The organism is Marisediminitalea alba, from assembly GCF_002993365.1.
GTDB lineage: Bacteria > Pseudomonadota > Gammaproteobacteria > Enterobacterales > Alteromonadaceae > Alteromonas > Alteromonas alba.
In genome coordinates this window covers 15,072-32,386 of record NZ_PVNP01000180.1, presented here as the reverse complement: position 1 = coordinate 32,386, position 17,315 = coordinate 15,072, and the positions used below count along the sequence as shown (strand labels likewise).

Annotated in this window: 14 protein-coding genes and 2 tRNA genes; 13 read left to right on the top strand and 3 right to left on the bottom strand. The window is 48.1% G+C overall.

What is annotated here, in order from left to right:
* Positions 1-4: 4 nt before the first annotated feature.
* The gene (locus C6Y40_RS15800) at positions 5-979 is read right to left on the bottom strand and encodes a mechanosensitive ion channel family protein (RefSeq protein WP_105935395.1); all 975 of its coding nucleotides are present in this window, start codon (positions 977-979) and stop codon (positions 5-7) included.
* A gap of 289 nt (positions 980-1,268) precedes the next feature.
* On the opposite strand from C6Y40_RS15800, the gene C6Y40_RS15795 reads away from it, so the two are divergent.
* The 13 genes from C6Y40_RS15795 to rpsO all read left to right on the top strand — a co-directional run bounded on the left by C6Y40_RS15795 (position 1,269) and on the right by rpsO (position 15,528).
* A complete protein-coding gene (locus tag C6Y40_RS15795; protein WP_105935394.1) occupies positions 1,269-1,574 on the top strand; it encodes a 4a-hydroxytetrahydrobiopterin dehydratase in 306 nt (101 codons plus the stop codon).
* Positions 1,575-1,744: 170 nt separating this feature from the next.
* A tRNA-Met gene (locus C6Y40_RS15790) sits at positions 1,745-1,821 on the top strand.
* 96 nt (positions 1,822-1,917) lie between these two features.
* Positions 1,918-1,994 (top strand) — tRNA-Met (locus C6Y40_RS15785).
* 343 nt (positions 1,995-2,337) lie between these two features.
* Positions 2,338-3,261 carry a LysR substrate-binding domain-containing protein gene (locus C6Y40_RS15780; RefSeq protein WP_105935393.1) on the top strand — a complete coding sequence of 308 codons (924 nt, stop codon included), beginning with the start codon at positions 2,338-2,340 and terminating at the stop codon, positions 3,259-3,261.
* Between the two features lie 171 nt (positions 3,262-3,432).
* Positions 3,433-4,146, top strand: a complete 714-nt coding sequence (locus C6Y40_RS15775) for a sensor histidine kinase (RefSeq protein WP_105935392.1) — start codon at positions 3,433-3,435, stop codon at positions 4,144-4,146.
* A gap of 265 nt (positions 4,147-4,411) precedes the next feature.
* Positions 4,412-7,714: an MHYT domain-containing protein gene (locus C6Y40_RS15770; RefSeq protein ID WP_105935391.1), complete on the top strand. Its 3,303-nt coding sequence runs from the start codon at positions 4,412-4,414 to the stop codon at positions 7,712-7,714.
* A 5-nt stretch (positions 7,715-7,719) separates the two neighbouring features.
* Positions 7,720-8,712: a response regulator gene (locus C6Y40_RS15765; RefSeq protein ID WP_105935390.1), complete on the top strand. Its 993-nt coding sequence runs from the start codon at positions 7,720-7,722 to the stop codon at positions 8,710-8,712.
* A 311-nt stretch (positions 8,713-9,023) separates the two neighbouring features.
* Positions 9,024-9,482, top strand: a complete 459-nt coding sequence (gene rimP / locus C6Y40_RS15760; RefSeq protein ID WP_105935406.1) for a ribosome maturation factor RimP — start codon at positions 9,024-9,026, stop codon at positions 9,480-9,482.
* 48 nt (positions 9,483-9,530) lie between these two features.
* Positions 9,531-11,024 (top strand): transcription termination factor NusA, encoded by a 1,494-nt coding sequence (gene nusA / locus C6Y40_RS15755; protein WP_105935389.1) that lies wholly within the window; start codon positions 9,531-9,533, stop codon positions 11,022-11,024.
* Positions 11,025-11,048: 24 nt separating this feature from the next.
* The gene (infB, locus tag C6Y40_RS15750) at positions 11,049-13,655 is read left to right on the top strand and encodes a translation initiation factor IF-2 (RefSeq protein WP_105935388.1); all 2,607 of its coding nucleotides are present in this window, start codon (positions 11,049-11,051) and stop codon (positions 13,653-13,655) included.
* A 110-nt stretch (positions 13,656-13,765) separates the two neighbouring features.
* On the top strand, positions 13,766-14,161 hold the full coding sequence (rbfA, locus tag C6Y40_RS15745) for a 30S ribosome-binding factor RbfA (RefSeq protein WP_105935387.1): 396 nt from the start codon (positions 13,766-13,768) through the stop codon (positions 14,159-14,161).
* A 6-nt stretch (positions 14,162-14,167) separates the two neighbouring features.
* Entirely contained in the window at positions 14,168-15,151 is a 984-nt protein-coding gene (gene truB, locus C6Y40_RS15740; RefSeq protein ID WP_105935386.1) for a tRNA pseudouridine(55) synthase TruB, read from the top strand.
* Positions 15,152-15,258: 107 nt separating this feature from the next.
* Positions 15,259-15,528 (top strand): 30S ribosomal protein S15, encoded by a 270-nt coding sequence (gene rpsO / locus C6Y40_RS15735; protein WP_105935385.1) that lies wholly within the window; start codon positions 15,259-15,261, stop codon positions 15,526-15,528.
* Positions 15,529-15,988: 460 nt separating this feature from the next.
* Here rpsO and C6Y40_RS15730 read toward each other — a convergent pair whose 3' ends face one another.
* Positions 15,989-16,726, bottom strand: a complete 738-nt coding sequence (locus tag C6Y40_RS15730) for a hypothetical protein (RefSeq protein ID WP_105935384.1) — start codon at positions 16,724-16,726, stop codon at positions 15,989-15,991.
* Positions 16,727-16,804: 78 nt separating this feature from the next.
* On the bottom strand, positions 16,805-17,242 hold the full coding sequence (locus tag C6Y40_RS15725; protein WP_146129592.1) for a hypothetical protein: 438 nt from the start codon (positions 17,240-17,242) through the stop codon (positions 16,805-16,807).
* Positions 17,243-17,315: the final 73 nt, after the last annotated feature.

Sequence of the window (17,315 nt, the reverse complement as noted above, 5' to 3'; positions counted from 1 at the left end):
TTTTCTAACTATCATCGCCAGGGCTATTATCGTCTTCACTAGCCGATGGCTGGGAAGCACCATCATCTGTTTGGTTTTGAGGTAAAACAGAATCGTTAAGCATAGCGTTGAGTTTCTCACCTCCCTTAGCACCAAAATCCAGTGTGCGAATAGGAAAGGGAATGAGTATATTAGCATCGCTCAATGCTCTCTGAATGGCAACGATTACCTGATGTCTTGCCGCCAGAAAACCAGGCTCACCCGGGTATTCGATCCAGAACCAGACCAGCAAATTAATACTGCTGTCGCCAAAAGACTCAGCCCACACACCGGTTTCTTCTTTTCTGATCACAAAGTCAAATTCATTAACGGCTTCAGTTAACACTTCGGCGGCTTGCTGAGGATCGTCCGCGTAGGAAATCCCGACCGGCACTTCAACCCGGCGATGGCCGTTAACGCTATAGTTAGTAAGAATATTGCGAAACAGAATCTTGTTGGGAATGATTTCCCGCTGGCCAAAGAATGTCATTACATGCGTATTACGCAGGTTTATTGCCTCTACGTTACCAAATACGCCTTCGGCTTCGATAACATCGCCAATCTGAAAGGGTTTACGCACCCCCATGGCAATCCCGGCTATCAGATTTTCGGTAATGTCCTGGAACGCAAAACCAATGGCCAGACCAACAATACCTGCACCGGCCAGCAATGAAGTTACCGTTCCCCGCAGTCCGATAAAGTCCAGCGCGATAAAAATACCCGCGGTTGCAATGGCGACTTTAATAATGGAGGTGAGTAAGCCGACAATTTGCGTTGAATCAAAAGTGCGGGATAACACACGGTGGGCAAGATTACCAACAATTTTGGCTAACAGCCCAAAAGCCATGGCAATAAAGATGGCCACGGCAATATTAGGCAGGTGTTTAATGCTCGCTTCGACCCAGCGTTCAAGCTTTTCATTGATAAGTTGCCAGAAAGTATCGAGCTGTAGTGCTTTCATAATTCTCCACAAACAGACTGTGAGTCATCGGATTGATTGTCTGAAACGGATAGTGCAAGCATTGCACCAGCGGTTACTGTTATTTAACCTGCTGATTTAATGAAATATTTAATTTGACAGGTATAAGTTGAGAGCGTCGCGTCAGTAAAATTTTCCTGCTAAACACGAAAGGATTACCCATGCTGCATGGATTACTTTACAGATGACAGCCTAAAGAAAGCCGCTATGTCTTTGTAGGGGCGCCGACATTCGTTAAGGTAGTCATGACATCAGCAAAAAAGGAGTCCTTATGACCACTAAGTTAAATGATACTGAAATTGCAGAGCAACTGGCCGCCCTAAATACAACCTCTGCAGAGGGCAGTTCGTGGCAGCGCGATGGCGATGCCATTACCTGTACGTTTACTTTTAAGGGGTTTATTGGCGCTTTTGGCTGGATGTCACAAATTGCTATCTGGGCAGAGAAGCTCAAGCACCACCCTGAGTGGTTTAATGTTTATAATAAAGTTGAAGTCAGATTAACCACCCATGACGTGGGCGGTCTCAGCGAACTGGACTTTAAACTGGCGCAAAAAATGAATCTCTATTTTAAATAAACACGTAGTAAATAGTGTACTTAATAATCGTTGTGGTGGGTATTTAACCGGTTGGTCAAAAAATTGAAACAATTCACCAAACAGGCCTTGCCAACCTCTAATCCCTATGTATAATACGCACCACTTGAACGGCACAGCGCAATACGCGGTCCGGTTCAAACCAGTTCAGACGCGGGATGGAGCAGTCTGGTAGCTCGTCGGGCTCATAACCCGAAGGTCGTAGGTTCAAATCCTGCTCCCGCAACCAAATAATCAATGTTTGTGAAAACAGGCAGTTGATACCAGAATAAAACGCAGCAATGCGTCGCTAAGAATATCACGATAAAACGTGCAATGTTTCAGACGCGGGATGGAGCAGTCTGGTAGCTCGTCGGGCTCATAACCCGAAGGTCGTAGGTTCAAATCCTGCTCCCGCAACCACCTTTAAAGCCCTGGTTCACGTCGGGGCTTTTTTGTTTTTCACCGAGAGTACTCCGGTGAATTTACTTCAGTTTTGCCGCCCCGGTGCTTCCATTCTATTTGAAGTAACTCCATTGAGATAAGTTTAACTTATTGCTTGCCAGGCCTAATAATCGCCAGAACCGGTGTTTTATAAGCGTATTTTCAGCTTTATTGTGTTCAGTGTTGGCAGGTGAAACCTTTTCGATTGATTGCATCTTATGTCCTCAACGTTGTTGTGAGTGAGGATTGTTATGTTTATTGCTGTACTTCACCAACGATTAAAATTACGCTTAGATATAAGTTTAACTTATTTTGCTTTGATATGGATAAACGTCTGCGCTGGTTAAACAATTTAATGTGCTTTGAGGTGGCAGCCCGGCACCAGAGTTACAGCAAGGCTGCTGAGGAGTTGTTTATTTCTCAGGCGGCGGTTAGCCAGCAAATGCGCCAATTAGAGAGTAATTTGCATGTAAAGCTGTTTCACCGTGAGGCCAGAAAAATGCGCCTTACAGAGTCTGGTAAAGTATTGCTCAGCGCTTGCCAGAAAGGCTTTGGTGAGGTGATTAATGGGTTAAATCAGGTTCAGGAAGCGCCCCTTGATGGCGAGTTAAAAGTCAGCTCAACCCAGGCTTTTTGCGCTCTGTGGCTGGTACCGCATTTATTTGAGTTCTTTAAACTTCACCCTGGGATCAATGTTAACGTGCAGGGCTCTAACCGCATTGAAAATCTGCATGATGGTAATATCGATGTGGCTATACGCTTTAACACGTCAAGCACGGGCCTGACAGATGAGTCGTTGGTTATTGAGCGGTTAGATGAAAACGACGTTTACCCGGTGTGTTCCGGTGACTACCTTAGCAAAAATGCCATAAACGACGCTAAGAGTATGAAGAATGCCAGATTGTTTAGTCTGGCCTACGAAAATAAGGTGGACTGGGAGAGTTGGTTTGAGTTTGCCGGGGTTGAGGTAACCTCAAACCAACTGAGAAAAACCGAAGTTACCTCAAGTGATCTTGCCTTATCTGCGGTGTTAGCCGGGCACGGGATTATGCTGGCATCAGACATTATGGTTGGCGAATACGTCAGGACCGGGCAACTGGTTATTCCATTGGATATACCGCATCCGGTGAGTTGGAAATCACATTTGGTTTACGCAAAGAATAACCCCAAGCAGAAACGGATTGCCGTGTTTTGCCAGTGGGTGAAAGAAAACCTGATCAGGACACAGGGTCCGGGCCCTTTATAAGCGGTTACAGGCTTGTATCAGTTTCAGTGGACTCCGTTACGGCAGAGCGCTGGCGCAATGCGGTGTTGTGCACTATATTGCCAAAACAGACTAATCCCGATATTAAAGTCCATATTCTGCGGTAGCCTGCCCAAAAGCCCCTGCAGTTGGCTCACAATAGTCAGACACACTATGAACGATAGCAATTCATCACCTTTTACAAAACACCCGCAACCAGCACTTCAGGAAGCCGTGAGCAATGAAACGGTGAGCGGATTGGTAGCGAGCGTTTCCCACGAGATAAATACGCCTCTGGGTGTCAATATTGGCAATTGCACGTTATTAATTGAATTGCTCGAGGAAGTTTCCAAAAAATACAACAGCGGGGCGCTTGATGCGGAATCCTTTGCAGAATTTCTGGATACCGCTAAGGATCTGTCGGCCAGTATGCTTAAAAACATGCGCCGGGCATCCAAATTACTGTCTATCTCTGAACAGGTGGCGGTGAAAAACACTGATGAAGCAAATATGTTGGCGCACGTAGATATTGCTGAGTGTGTTAATGATTTTGTCGAAGCTCACGGTATGCATAACAAATCTTCACAAATCACTTTCGCCGTCCAAATTCCACCTGGTGCTGTGGTCACCACTTACCCTGCGGTGATTACGCAAATACTAACCGCCTTAACGTCAAACACAATTATTCATGGTCTTGGCGTGGGCGTGAGTGAAGGGCTACTATCGAAAGTGTTAGAGCGGATTTTCACTACTCGCAGAGGGGCAGGGAATGCTGGATTAGGTTTAAGTGTTGTGCGCAATTTGAACAGTGAAGTGCTGAAAAGTGAAGTTTATTATGAAAGTCAGCCCGAAATCGGTTTAAAGTGCCTGTTAAAATCCATAACCTGATACATTGTCAGCCAGGTGATGAAAGCTAGTGCCTTGTTTTACAGAGTGAATGTGGCAATATATGCCGGTTAATAAAGTATTTTTATAAAGCCTGCGTAATTGAATGATTTAGTTTTGTACTAGCGTTTGACAAGCGTAATGGATTTACGGCAAGCTTCATAAAATAAGGGAAGCTCGTTATTTACTTTTGTTAATAGATGGCTGGCAATAAGCAGGCAGGCTTAGTTAGCGACGACATTGTTTATAAATACTAAGGCCTACTGTAATGCCGTCTGTTTCGGACCTGTTTTCTATTCCCGATACTTCTTTACTCCTGGTGGGGGAATATAACCTTTCACTGGTGTTGCTCTCTGTTGCCATTGCTGTGTTTGCCTCTTTTATGGGATTTCAGGTGGCGACTCAGGCTGCCAATGCCAAAACCCGCCGGGGACGCCGGGGATTGCTTGCCGTAGGAGCGTTTGCTCAGGGTAGTGGCATCTGGTCAATGCATTTTATTGGTATGCTGGCTTTTGAACTTTGCACGCCGGTTTCTTATACCTGGTTTACCACCCTGCTTTCTATGCTTCCTGGAATAGCCGCTGCGTGGGTGGCCCTTAACCTCCTGACTCAACACCGTATCAACAACAAACAAATTGTTATCGGTGGGGGGTTAGTGGGCGCCGGTATTGGCGCCATGCACTATATTGGCATGGCAGCCATGGATATGGCGCCGCTGCTGCGATATGACCTGAGCATCTTTTTATTGTCGGTGGTCGTAGCCGTGGTACTGGCGATGATCTCGTTATGGGTAAGACACGGCTTGCAGCGCCTGTTAAACAATAGGTTCACCACGTTCACCACCAATATTCTGGCCGGGGCGGTAATGGGCTGTGCCATTTCAGCCATGCACTATACAGGTATGGCGGCCGCTCGCTTTGTTAGCCCTCCCGGGCTGGAACTGTCGGATCAGCCTTCAGAAATGTCGTTCTATCTGGCGGCCAGTGTCACTTTTATCGCATCCATTATGATTGCACTGGTGCTCGGGATTAGCCTGTTGGTTAAATACCGTGAGGCATCAGCCGATGCCCGTCGTTCGCAGGTCAGAATGATCAGCCTGATGGAATCTGCCGTTGAGGGTATCCTGACCATTAATGACGAAGGCATTATTCAAACCGTAAATGAAGCGGTAACCACCATTCTCGGCTGGCAACGAATGGAACTGGTGGGCACGCCACTCACCGAGTTTCTGCCCGAGGACCGCCGTCACCTTTACAGCTATCGGTTCTTTAAATATGCAGAGGAACCTGAGGGGATACAACTGATTGGTAACAGTCGCGATGTAGAAGCGTTTAACCGCGACGGTGAGTTAGTACCATTACGGATCAGCCTGTCGCATACCCAGGTTGCCGGAGAATCCCTGTTTATATTGTTTATCGCCGATATCAGTGAACGACTGGCGATGGAAAAAGTCATTCGTGAGAACGAACTGAAGTTCCGTTCACTGATTGCCAATATCCCGGGCATCGCGTATCGCTGTTTGAATAAGCATGACTGGCCCATGGTGTTTATCAGCGATGCGGTAAAGAAAATTACCGGTTACGACCCGGATGAATTTTTACTGCCAGACCCGACGGTAAGCTTTGTTGATTTATTTCATCCGGATGATCTGGACACTATCGAGCAGGCGCTGGTTGGCCAAACCGAATACAGTATGGAGTACCGTATTTTCAACAAAGCTGGTGAGATCCGCTGGTTGCGTGAGCATGGCCGGTATATTCGCGACGATTACAACGAAATCCTCTGGCTGGATGGCTTTATCATGGATATTACCGATCGCCGGCAAATGGAAGATGACTTGTTGATCGCTAAAGATGCTGCAGAACAGGCTGCCGCGGCCCGAGCCGCATTCCTGGCCAACATGAGTCATGAGATCCGCACGCCAATGAATGCCGTGATTGGTTTTAGTGACATCCTGCTGGATACGCCGCTCAATACTGAACAACACAAGCATCTGTCGACGATTAATCGTTCAGCCCGCTCATTGCTACATTTGTTAAATGACATCCTCGACAGTGCCAAACTGGATAAAGGAAAGCTGGAACTGGAGTTGGTGGATTTTATCCTGAGCGAAGAAATCGACACGGTGATATCTACTTTCTGGCTGGAAGCTAAACGTAAGGGACTCGACTTACAGGTGAAACTAGGCGATAACCTCGCACAGGGCTATCGCGGCGCGCCAGAACGTATCCGTCAGGTACTGAGCAATTTAATTGGCAACGCGGTGAAGTTTACCGAGTCAGGCCAGGTCAGTCTGCGCGTGAATCAGGTTAACGACGACCATGTGCAATTTACTATCACCGACACTGGCATTGGTATGACACAGGAACAATGCCAGCGGGTGTTCGATGCATTTGCTCAGGCGGATGCCTCGATGTCGAGACGCTTTGGTGGCACAGGACTTGGTACCACGATTTCCAAGCAGCTGGTAGAGTTGATGGGCGGCTCTATAGAGGTTCGCAGTAAGCCGGGAGAAGGAACTCAGTTCAGCTTTATACTGCCGCTTACCGCTATCGATAGTACAAGCCATGTACAGCGTCTCCACGCCATTCAGTTACCCGCCCTGCGGATCCTGATTGTGGATGACATTGAACAAAATATCGAGCTGCTCAATTTATTACTGAAACGCAGCGGTCATAGCGTGGATATTGGCCGGGATGGTCAGCAGGCCCTCGAACAGATGGCGCAACATCAGTACGACGTGGTGCTGATGGACTTGCAAATGCCAGTGCTGGATGGCTTAACCGCTGCCCGTCAACGTCGTGAATACGAAAAAGCCAATGGTCTCAAGGCCACCCCGATTATCGCACTGACCGCCAGCGTACTGGCTCAGGATAAAAAATCGGCTAGTGAGGCCGGCATGGAAGGTTTTGCCAATAAGCCCATTGACTTCCCGGTGCTGTGTAATGAAATCGCCCGGGTGCTGGGCATTCAGGGCAGTGCGCTGGCAATGCGCGCGGAACCCAAGGAAGCGCTTCTTATCGATTGGTCCCGTGGCGAGAGTTTATGGGGTTCCAAACACAAGTTGGTAAAAGAGATAAAGCGCTTTTGTAATGATATCACCCTTGCCAGGGAAACCTTTGCAAGCCTGACTGAACAGCAGGACTTCACAGATCTGAAAGCCTTGGTGCATCGTTTTAAAGGTGTGGCTGGCAACCTCGGCCTGATAAAAATCATGCATGCCTGCAAAGCTATCGAACAGGATTGCTACGATAAGGTGGCGCCTGCGGATTCGGTAGCAGACCTGTACAACCTGGTTCCAGCAGTTCAGAGCGCTGTTGCTACGGAGCAGGAAAGTGCGCTGGAGCAGTCTGCTGTAGTCGATAGTCAGGCATTAAGGGCTATACTGGAGCGTATTGTGCGTTCAGTTGAAAATAATCGCATTGAAGAGGCGGAACTCGCCTTGCTGGGTGGCTACCAGAACAGCTGCTTTGCCAATGACATTCAAGCGATACTGGATGCCATAGAAGACTTTGAATTTGAACAGGCGATTACATTGCTGTCTGCACTAATCGACAAACTGGACGAATAGTAACCATGCATAACACTGCTCTAAAACCGACTATTTTGGTGGTTGATGATGAACCGGCAAACCTGAGGGTGCTCAAACATTTGCTGGCAGAGCATTACACTCTGGCATTTGCCAAAAATGGCCCTGAGGCACTACGTGTGGCAGAGGCTCAGTTACCGGATCTTATTTTACTTGATGTAATGATGCCCGGGATGACCGGCTTTGAAGTGTGTCAGGCGCTAAAGGAAAACGTCATTACCCGGGCTATCCCGGTGATTTTTGTTACCGCGCTAAGTGAAGAACAGGACGAAACCGAAGGTTTTGCGGTAGGTGGTGTGGATTACATTACCAAGCCTATTTCACCCGCAGTGGTGAAAGCGCGTATCAAAACCCATTTATCGCTGGTACAGGCCGATGAACTCAAGCGTACCCGGTTGCAGGTGGTACAACGTTTAGGCCGGGCGGCTGAATATAAAGATAACGAAACCGGGATGCATGTTTTGCGCATGAGTCATTACTCAAAGGTATTGGCATTGGCCTATGGTTTAAATGAAGAGCAGGCCGAGACTCTGCTGCATGCTGCTCCCATGCATGATATTGGCAAGATAGGTATTCCGGATCACATTATGCTCAAGCCCGGTAAACTTACCGATGAAGAATTTGCGGTGATGAAAACGCACCCGGAAATAGGTGCGGAAATTTTAGGCGAGGCAGACTCCGATCTATTACGGATTGCAAAATCCGTGGCGATGACCCATCACGAAAAGTGGGATGGCTCTGGTTATCCCAGCGGCTTACAAGGGGAAGATATTCCGGTAGAAGGGCGTATTGTGGCAGTAGCGGATGTGTTTGATGCACTCACCAGTAAACGCCCGTATAAGGAAGCCTGGACAGTAGAGAAAACCCTGGCGGTAATGAAAAGCGAATCAGGCAAACACTTCGAACCCCTCCTTATTACGTTACTAGAAGAAAATCTTGAGGAAATTCTGACCATTAAGGAACGCTGGCGGGAAGATTAAATTATCGTGACAATCCAGTCTGAAGCGGGATTGGCGGTTGCTAAATCAACAAGCAGGCAGTATAATGCATGTCAGATTATGGCTGGTACCGGTAATTAGTGATTACCTGCGCCTAAGCCTTACGGGTTTTTATTGTTGTATTGCACCAATAGCAACCTTGCCTGATATGGGCAAAAGGGACCGAATTTTTATTGCAAAAAGCCCCGTTTAATCGGGGCTTTTTGTTAGCTCGGTCTCACGCACAAAGCGATACCGAGCAAGGTATCAGTATATTGGGCATTATGCCCTTTTTTCGTTTTTGGAGGTTTGGATTGTCAAAGCTAGAGCAACGTTTAAGCGAAATGTTGAATCCGGCGGTAGAAGCATTGGGGTTTGAATTATTGGGAGTGGAGTTTGTCCGCGCCGGAAAGCATTCAATCCTGCGGGTTTACATTGATCATGAGAATGGCATCAACGTAGATGATTGTGCGGATGTCAGCCATCAGGTCAGTGCGGTCCTGGATGTGGAAGATCCAATCAATACTGAATACAACTTAGAAGTCTCATCGCCTGGTATGGACCGTCCGCTATTTAAAGAGGCGCACTATGCACAGTTGGTGGGCGAAACCGTCGCTGTCAGAATGGCATTGCCGTTGGATAACCGACGCAATTTCAAGGGGAAATTACTGGCGTGTGAAAATGGCACGTTAACTATCGAGGTCGATGGCGAGCAATTTAATTTGCCGGTCAGCGGGATTGAAAAAGGTAATTTGGTTCCAACATTCGAATAATACGGAATAAAACTGCGTGCCCATCCGCATGCAACCAGTGAGGCAAAAATGAATAAAGAAATTTTGTTAGTGGCCGAAGCCGTTTCTAATGAAAAACAAGTGCCAAGAGAAAAGATTTTTGAGGCGTTAGAATTTGCCATTGCAAGTGCCACAAAAAAGAAAAACGAAGGCGAAATTGAAGTACGCGTAAGCATTGACCGTGAAACCGGTGATTTTGATACGTTTCGTCGCTGGTTGGTTATTGCCGACGATCAGGAACAGGAAAACCCATTTGCGGAGTTGACCCTGTCAGCAGCCCAAATCGACGAACCGGAAATTCAACTGGGCGATTATGTTGAAGAACAGATCGAGTCGATAGCCTTTGACCGAATCACTACACAAACCGCCAAACAGGTTATTGTTCAGAAGGTTCGCGAAGCAGAACGTGCACAAATGGTTGCCGAATATGAAGATAAAGTTGGCGAACTGGTAACCGGTACCGTTAAAAAAGTTAATCGTGACAACATCATCATCGATTTAGGTAACAATGCTGAAGGCGTTATTTACCGTGATGATATGCTGCCGCGCGAAACCTTCCGTCCGGGTGACCGGGTGCGCGGCTTACTGTATGTCATCCGCCCTGAAGCACGCGGTGCGCAACTGTTCGTAAGCCGTACCCATCCGGAGATGCTGGTTGAACTGTTCCGTCTGGAAGTACCAGAAATCGCTGAAGAGACATTAGAAATTAAATCCGCCGCACGGGATCCTGGCTCACGGGCCAAAATCGCGGTTAAGACCAACGATAAGCGTCTTGATCCGGTTGGTGCCTGTGTAGGCATGCGTGGTTCACGGGTACAGGCAGTATCCGGTGAGCTGGGCGGAGAAAGAGTCGATATTGTGTTATGGGACGAAAACCCGGCGCAATTTGTTATCAACGCAATGGCACCTGCTGAGGTCGCATCCATTGTGGTTGATGAAGACACGCATACCATGGAAGTAGCAGTAGAAGCCGATAACCTGGCTCAGGCTATCGGTCGGAGTGGACAGAACGTTCGTCTGGCAAGTCAATTGACTGGCTGGGAACTGAACGTAATGACCATTGAAGATTTGAACCAGAAACACCAGGCAGAAAACGAAAGGGTTCTGGCGGTATTTGTTAACGGTCTGGACATCGACGAAGACTTCGCAAGTGTCTTGGTTGAGGAAGGCTTCACTTCATTAGAAGAAGTTGCCTATGTGCCAGTCAGCGAATTATTGGCCATTGACGGCCTTGATGAAGACACCGTTGAAGAATTACGTAATCGTGCACGTGCAGCACTGACCACTCAGGCGCTAGCCAACGAGGAATCGCTTGAGAGCTCAGAACCCACCGAGGAACTGCTGAACCTTGAAGGTATGGACAAGCACCTGGCGTACGTTCTGGCAAGTAGAGGTATTATCGATTTGGAAGCGCTGGCTGAACAGGGCACCGATGATATCAGTGATGTAGAAGGACTGGACGAAGAGAAAGCCGGTGCATTGATTATGGCTGCACGAAACAAAGTCTGGTTCAACGAAGAATAAGGTCGACAAGGGGAAAAACGCGTAATGGCAGATGTATCCATTGAAAAACTCGCCAGTGATATCGGGACTAGCGTTGACCGGTTAGTGAGTCAGTTTAGCGACGCCGGCATTAAAAAAGCCGCCGGTGAGAACGTGACTGAAGATGAGAAACGCAAACTACTGGACCACCTGAGCAAACAGCACGGTGGCACCAATGGTGGTGAACCTAAGAAAATGACGTTGCAACGTAAAACAACCAGCACGTTAAGTTTAGGTAAGTCGAAAGAAGTAAAGGTTGAAGTTCGTAAGAAGCGTACCTACGTGAAACGAACGGACATTGAAGAGCAGCGTCAGGCAGAAGAAGCCAAACGCCGCGAAGAAGAAGCCCGTCTGAAGCGTGAAGCGGAAGAAAAAGCGGCTGAGGAAGCCCGTAAAGCGGCCGAAGAAAAAGCGCGTAAGGCTGAAGAAGCCCGTAAAGCGGCGGAAGAAGAGAAAGCTCGCCGTGCTGAAAAAGCCAAGCAGGAAGCTGCTGCTCGCGCAGAAGCTGAGTCTGAGCTGTCAGAAGAAGAGTTAAAAGAGCAGGAAGAAGCGCGTCAGGAAGAAGAGCGTTTACGCAAGCAGCAGGAAGAAGAAGCGCAGCGTAAACTGGAAGAAGACGCCAAAAAAGCCGCTGATGAAGCACGTAAACTGGCTGAAGAGAACGAACGTCGCTGGAAAGAAGAAGAAGAGCGCCGTAAGAAAGCAGAAGCCGAAGAAGTGCACATGCACTCTAACCGTTATGCTCAGGAAGCGGAAGACGAAGAAGATATGCAGGTTGAGCGTTCTTCACGTCGTCGTAAGAAGCCGAACAAGAAAGCCAGTGAAAGCCTGAAACAAGGCTTTAACAAGCCGGCCGCGCCTGTTGAGCGTGTGGTTAAGCTTGGTGCAACCATCACGGTAGGCGAACTGGCCAGCCGTCTGGCAATCAAGGTGCAGGAAGTCATTAAGGCCATGATGAAAATGGGCGAAATGGCAACCATCAACCAGGTGCTGGATCAGGACACTGCTGTACTGGTAGTTGAAGAGATGGGTCATAAATATGAGCTGGTTAATGACAACGCGTTAGAAGACGAGTTGTTAGCGGGCTCTGGTAATGGTGATAAAACTACCCGTGCGCCGGTGGTAACCATCATGGGTCACGTTGACCACGGTAAAACCTCACTGCTTGATTATATTCGTCGCGCTAAAGTGGCGGCCGGTGAAGCGGGGGGTATTACCCAGCACATTGGTGCTTACAGTGTAGACACTGAAAATGGCAAGATCACGTTCCTGGATACGCCCGGACACGCCGCTTTTACGGCTATGCGTGCACGCGGTGCTACGGCAACGGATATTGTTGTGCTGGTTGTTGCTGCAGACGATGGTGTCATGCCGCAGACTAAAGAAGCGGTTCAGCACAGTCGCGCAGCAGGCGTACCACTGATCATTGCTGTGAACAAGATGGATAAAGAAGCTGCTGATCCGGATCGGGTTAAAACCGAACTGTCGCAACTGGAAGTTATCTCTGAAGAGTGGGGCGGTGAGCACCAGTTTGTAAACGTGTCAGCCAAAACGGGTATGGGCGTTGATGAACTGCTGGAAGCTATTTCCCTGCAGGCTGAAGTTCTCGACCTGAAAGCAACGCCAACCGGACCTGGTCGCGGTATTGTAGTTGAGTCTCGCCTGGATAAAGGTCGTGGCCCGATTGCCTCGGTACTGGTGCAGGAAGGTGAAGTTAAATCAGGAGATATCCTGCTGTGTGGTGAAGAATACGGTCGTGTTCGTGCCATGCGTGATGAGAACGGTAACGATGTCAAAGTGGCCGGTCCGTCAACGCCAGTAGAGATTCTGGGTCTTTCAGGCGTACCGGTTGCGGGTGAGGACGCGTTGGTAGTGCAGGATGAGCGTAAGGCGCGTGAAGTGGCCGGTAAACGTCATCAGAAGAAACGTGAACTTAAACTGGCTCGTCAGCAGAAAGCCAAGCTGGAAAACATGTTTGCTAACATGGAAGCCGGTGACGTAAGCGAGCTGAATGTAGTGCTGAAAGCAGACGTACAAGGTTCTGTTGAAGCGATTTCTGAGTCACTGACTAAGCTGTCTACCAGTGAAGTTAAAGTGAATATCGTGGGTAGCGGTGTAGGTGGTATTACTGAAACCGACGCCAGTCTTGCTGCAGCATCAAGTGCTATCGTGGTGGGCTTTAACGTTCGTGCCGATGCAACGGCACGTCGCGTGATTGAAGCAGAAGAAATCGACTTACGTTACTACAGCGTTATCTATGATCTGATTGATGAAGTGAAAGCGGCCATGAGTGGTATGCTGGCACCAGAGTTCAAACAGGAAATCATGGGTCTTGCCGAAGTACGTGACGTATTCAAGTCACCGAAACTGGGCGCGATCGCCGGTTGTATGGTAACTGAAGGTACTGTTAAACGTAGTAATCCGATTCGCGTACTGCGTGAAAACGTGGTTATCTACGAAGGTGAGCTCGAATCCTTGCGTCGCTTTAAAGATGACGTTCAGGAAGTTCGTAACGGTATGGAATGTGGTATCGGCGTTAAAAATTACAACGACGTAAAAGTGGGCGACCAAATCGAGGTCTTCCAGGTAGTTGAAGTTAAACGCGAAATCTAAGCTCAGCGAATAACTAAAGTATAGCGGGGGCTCTGAAGCCCCCGCTTTTGTCTGTGCAATAGTCCGCTACACTAAAGGCAGAGCAGATTGCAAAACAGAGGAGAGTAACTATGGCTCGGGAATTTTCTCGAACTGATCGGGTTGCCCAGCAAATCCACAAAGAAGTGGCCAGTTTGCTGCAAAATGAATACAAACATCGGGTAGGAAGTCTGCCTTTCATTACGCTTTCTGATGTGGAGGTGTCCCGGGACCTGGCGCATGCCAAGATCTTTATCACGTTTTATAACAGTGATGAAAAGGAAACCAAAGCGCAAATGAAACAGCTGGGCGAAAATACCGGTTTTCTGCGTAGCTTGTTAGCTAAACGCTTGCGTATGCGTGCTGTACCGCACCTGCATTTCTTTGAAGACAAGTCGATTACCGAAGGCATGCGTATATCTAATCTTGTGAGTGAAACTATCGCTCGTGATAAAGAACGGTCGAATAACGACGACGAGCAGGAATAATCAGGCATGGCAAGAAAACGCAAAGGCCGGGCAGTAAACGGCATTGTGTTAGTTGATAAACCCCTGGGCGGTTCATCAAATCAAATTTTACAAAAGGTGCGCTGGCTATATCAGGCTCAAAAAGCCGGCCATACCGGTGCACTCGATCCGCTGGCTACCGGCATGTTACCGGTGTGTTTAGGTGAAGCCACTAAATTTTCTCAGTACTTGCTCGACGCCGATAAAGAGTATGAAGTCACCGCCCGTCTTGGCATTCGTACCACTACGTCTGATGCTGATGGCGAAATCGTTGAAGAGCGAGATGTCTCATGCTCTGAAGAGGAAGTGCGGGCTGCGTGTTTGTCGTTTTTAGGCAGCAGCAAGCAGGTGCCATCGATGTTTTCGGCGCTTAAGTACCAGGGTAAGCCATTATACCATTATGCCAGACAGGGCATTGAAGTGCCTCGGGAAGCCAGGGATATCACTATTTTTGAGCTGGAAATTACGCGTATCGCGCTGCCTGAAGTGGATTTGCGGGTGCGCTGCAGTAAGGGAACTTACATCCGTTCACTGGTAGATGATATTGGTCAGCAGTTAGGCTGTGGCGCTTATGTCACCCGGCTACACCGAACCAAAGTGGCAGATTATCCAACGCCGAATATGATTTCCGTAGAAGCCCTCGAAGCGATGGTGGAACAGGAGATTGCCAAGCGCGAGTACGAGGCCATCGATGCGCTGTTGTTACCGATGGACACCGCTGTAAAAAGCTTACCTGCTGTTGAGCTATCCGCAGCTGAAACACACCGGTTACAGCACGGCCAGAGTGTCACGCCATTGCACACGGATGGCCTTGCCGAAGGGCAGCAGTATCGTATTTACGATAGCAGCACCACTCCCGCTCGTTTTCTCGGCGTCGGCGAGGGGGTCTGTGCACCTAAAGATCAAAAAGCCCCGGCTGATCAGGTGTTTGTTGCGCCCCGACGTAGTGTGGTTTACAGCGCAGAGTCGTAAACGCTTAAAATCACTTGCGCATGGGGCCACGCCAAGTATAATACGCGCTCAGTTTTGTCAGACTGAATTAGTGATCGGTCCGGCAGGTTTAAAAACAGGAGAAAATTATGTCACTAACTAAAGAAGAAACCGCAGGCATCGTTGCTGAATATGGCGTTAAAGAAGGTGATACTGGTTCACCTGAAGTACAAGTTGCACTGTTAACGCACAACATCAACAAGCTGCAATCACACTTCAAATCAAACAAGAAAGATCACCACTCACGTCGTGGTCTGCTGCGCATGGTTAGCCAGCGCCGTAAACTGCTTGATTACCTGAAAGGTAAAAACGCAGAACGTTATCTTGATCTGATCAAACGTCTTGGTCTGCGTCGCTAATCGGCGATTGACCAACGCAAAAAAGCGCCTGAATGGCGCTTTTTTTGTTTTCGGCCCTAAACCACCTACGTCAGTCGGTGGTTATCATTCGTGGTAGGGCTTTGCCCGCCTAGATTTAAGCTGGCAAAGAAAGGTGTCTATACATTGTTGTCGGAGTCGCCGACAGCTATAGTAACAAACGTCCCTGTGATTCATCCCAGCCACGCCATCCATGGCGTGTCGTTCCTCATACTGCGAAATGCCACTGGCATTTCGGTTATTCGTCACCCCTGTGCCGCATCGACTGAATCCTCATCCATGATGATTCTTCTAGTTTGTTATGTCTGCCAGTGACAATCACAACACTGAAGAAGGGCATAATTATTGTCTTTTCTTCGATTTAAACAGAGCCCCCTTGTAGGAGGGGAATGCAAAGCCACCTTCTTTAGAAGGTGGATTCTTTACATCTGAACGGTGACTATTACGGAGTCAGGTAGCTGTATACTGAAGGGCCGTTGGTTAAATGGGGTATAACGTTCTCTGTTTCCAACTCCCTGATAAGTACAATCAGCCGTCGTTCAATATTTTTACTGCCAATTTGGTTATGGGCGAGGGCCAGGTTTCGTAACAATAGTGCGATGGTATTTGGATGCTCGAGGGGATTACTTGTCAGAGCACGATACAAAAAAGCCTGATACACCGATTCATAGCTGATCTCACCGTATCGGGTGTTAGCCAGTGACATTAGCTCCTCATCATCCGAGGTATGGCCTATAAAAGACAACTCTTGTTCAAATTCGCTCGGCATAGACAAGCTGTAACGTAGGGCTTTTATGGTTGAACGTAATTTTTGCCGGCCGGATAAAGTGCAACTAAAAAAATAATTTCTTAACCTGCGGGAATGCTTGTAACGACACTTTATCGACAGGTAAATTTGTTCTACCTGCTCCGGTTGATAGTTGATGGCGTTCTGCATCGCCATACTTATCACCACCATATCAGCAAGCTTTAATTCAACCCCTGAAGCAAGCAGACTATTCACTTGTTGGATAACCTCTGAAGCGTCATCTTTACTGTTGCTGTACTGGCTGAGCGTCTGGTATAGCGATACTACGGCAGAGGAGTGGTTGTGCAAAAATGCGGGCTTCTGATAAGCGGCCGGGGTAACACTGGCCAGGTTAAGTAAAGCGGCAACTAAATATCCCGAAACGGCCGACATAACAATCCTTGTAATGTTCATGAGTGGCTGGTTAAAGATAAGTTACCGCTTTTTTATGGTAAATGAAACAGGCTCTCTTTACAGCGTAAGTGATTCACAGGGAAGCTGTCGCAACCGATAGCCAGACACAACCCAGTTAAGCCCCACCACATTTTGTGGATTCACCTCGGCTATCAGGCACACCTTTTGTTGTGGGCTTAAATCAAGGGCCAGCTCATTGCTCCAGTCAGCGTGAGCGCGAATTTTGAAGGTTTTAAATCCCGGGTTAACTGACAGTTGGGTATGCTGCTGCGGTGCCAGTGAAATAAAGTACTCATCATCCCAACCAATGTACACATCGGTCAGGCTGCCCTGTAATTCATCTGAACGATAGATAGTTACAGTGGCAGCATCATTGGTTTGGGATATTGCCGGGAGCGAGGATTTTGAAACACAGCCACTTGCCAGTATGGCGGTTAAAGCTATTGCCGCCCCCCGTGTAATTGACAAACTCATTTGTCGATGTCTAATCATCATTATCGCCTCTTTGTCGTTGAGTTGCTGACAATGATGATGGCGACGGGGTCAAGCCTGGGTGAAAGAATCGGCG

What these genes read in the sequence shown, in the direction of transcription:
- nusA (WP_105935389.1), top strand. Translation starts at nt 9,531, where the DNA reads ATGAATAAAGAAATTTTGTTAGTGGCCGAAGCCGTTTCTAATGAAAAA.
- truB (WP_105935386.1), top strand. Translation starts at nt 14,168, where the DNA reads ATGGCAAGAAAACGCAAAGGCCGGGCAGTAAACGGCATTGTGTTAGTT.
- C6Y40_RS15730 (WP_105935384.1), bottom strand. Translation starts at nt 16,726, where the DNA reads ATGTCGGCCGTTTCGGGATATTTAGTTGCCGCTTTACTTAACCTGGCC.
- C6Y40_RS15775 (WP_105935392.1), top strand. Translation starts at nt 3,433, where the DNA reads ATGAACGATAGCAATTCATCACCTTTTACAAAACACCCGCAACCAGCA.
- rpsO (WP_105935385.1), top strand. Translation starts at nt 15,259, where the DNA reads ATGTCACTAACTAAAGAAGAAACCGCAGGCATCGTTGCTGAATATGGC.
- infB (WP_105935388.1), top strand. Translation starts at nt 11,049, where the DNA reads ATGGCAGATGTATCCATTGAAAAACTCGCCAGTGATATCGGGACTAGC.
- C6Y40_RS15770 (WP_105935391.1), top strand. Translation starts at nt 4,412, where the DNA reads ATGCCGTCTGTTTCGGACCTGTTTTCTATTCCCGATACTTCTTTACTC.
- C6Y40_RS15765 (WP_105935390.1), top strand. Translation starts at nt 7,720, where the DNA reads ATGCATAACACTGCTCTAAAACCGACTATTTTGGTGGTTGATGATGAA.
- C6Y40_RS15795 (WP_105935394.1), top strand. Translation starts at nt 1,269, where the DNA reads ATGACCACTAAGTTAAATGATACTGAAATTGCAGAGCAACTGGCCGCC.
- C6Y40_RS15800 (WP_105935395.1), bottom strand. Translation starts at nt 979, where the DNA reads ATGAAAGCACTACAGCTCGATACTTTCTGGCAACTTATCAATGAAAAG.
- rbfA (WP_105935387.1), top strand. Translation starts at nt 13,766, where the DNA reads ATGGCTCGGGAATTTTCTCGAACTGATCGGGTTGCCCAGCAAATCCAC.
- C6Y40_RS15780 (WP_105935393.1), top strand. Translation starts at nt 2,338, where the DNA reads ATGGATAAACGTCTGCGCTGGTTAAACAATTTAATGTGCTTTGAGGTG.
- C6Y40_RS15725 (WP_146129592.1), bottom strand. Translation starts at nt 17,242, where the DNA reads ATGATGATTAGACATCGACAAATGAGTTTGTCAATTACACGGGGGGCG.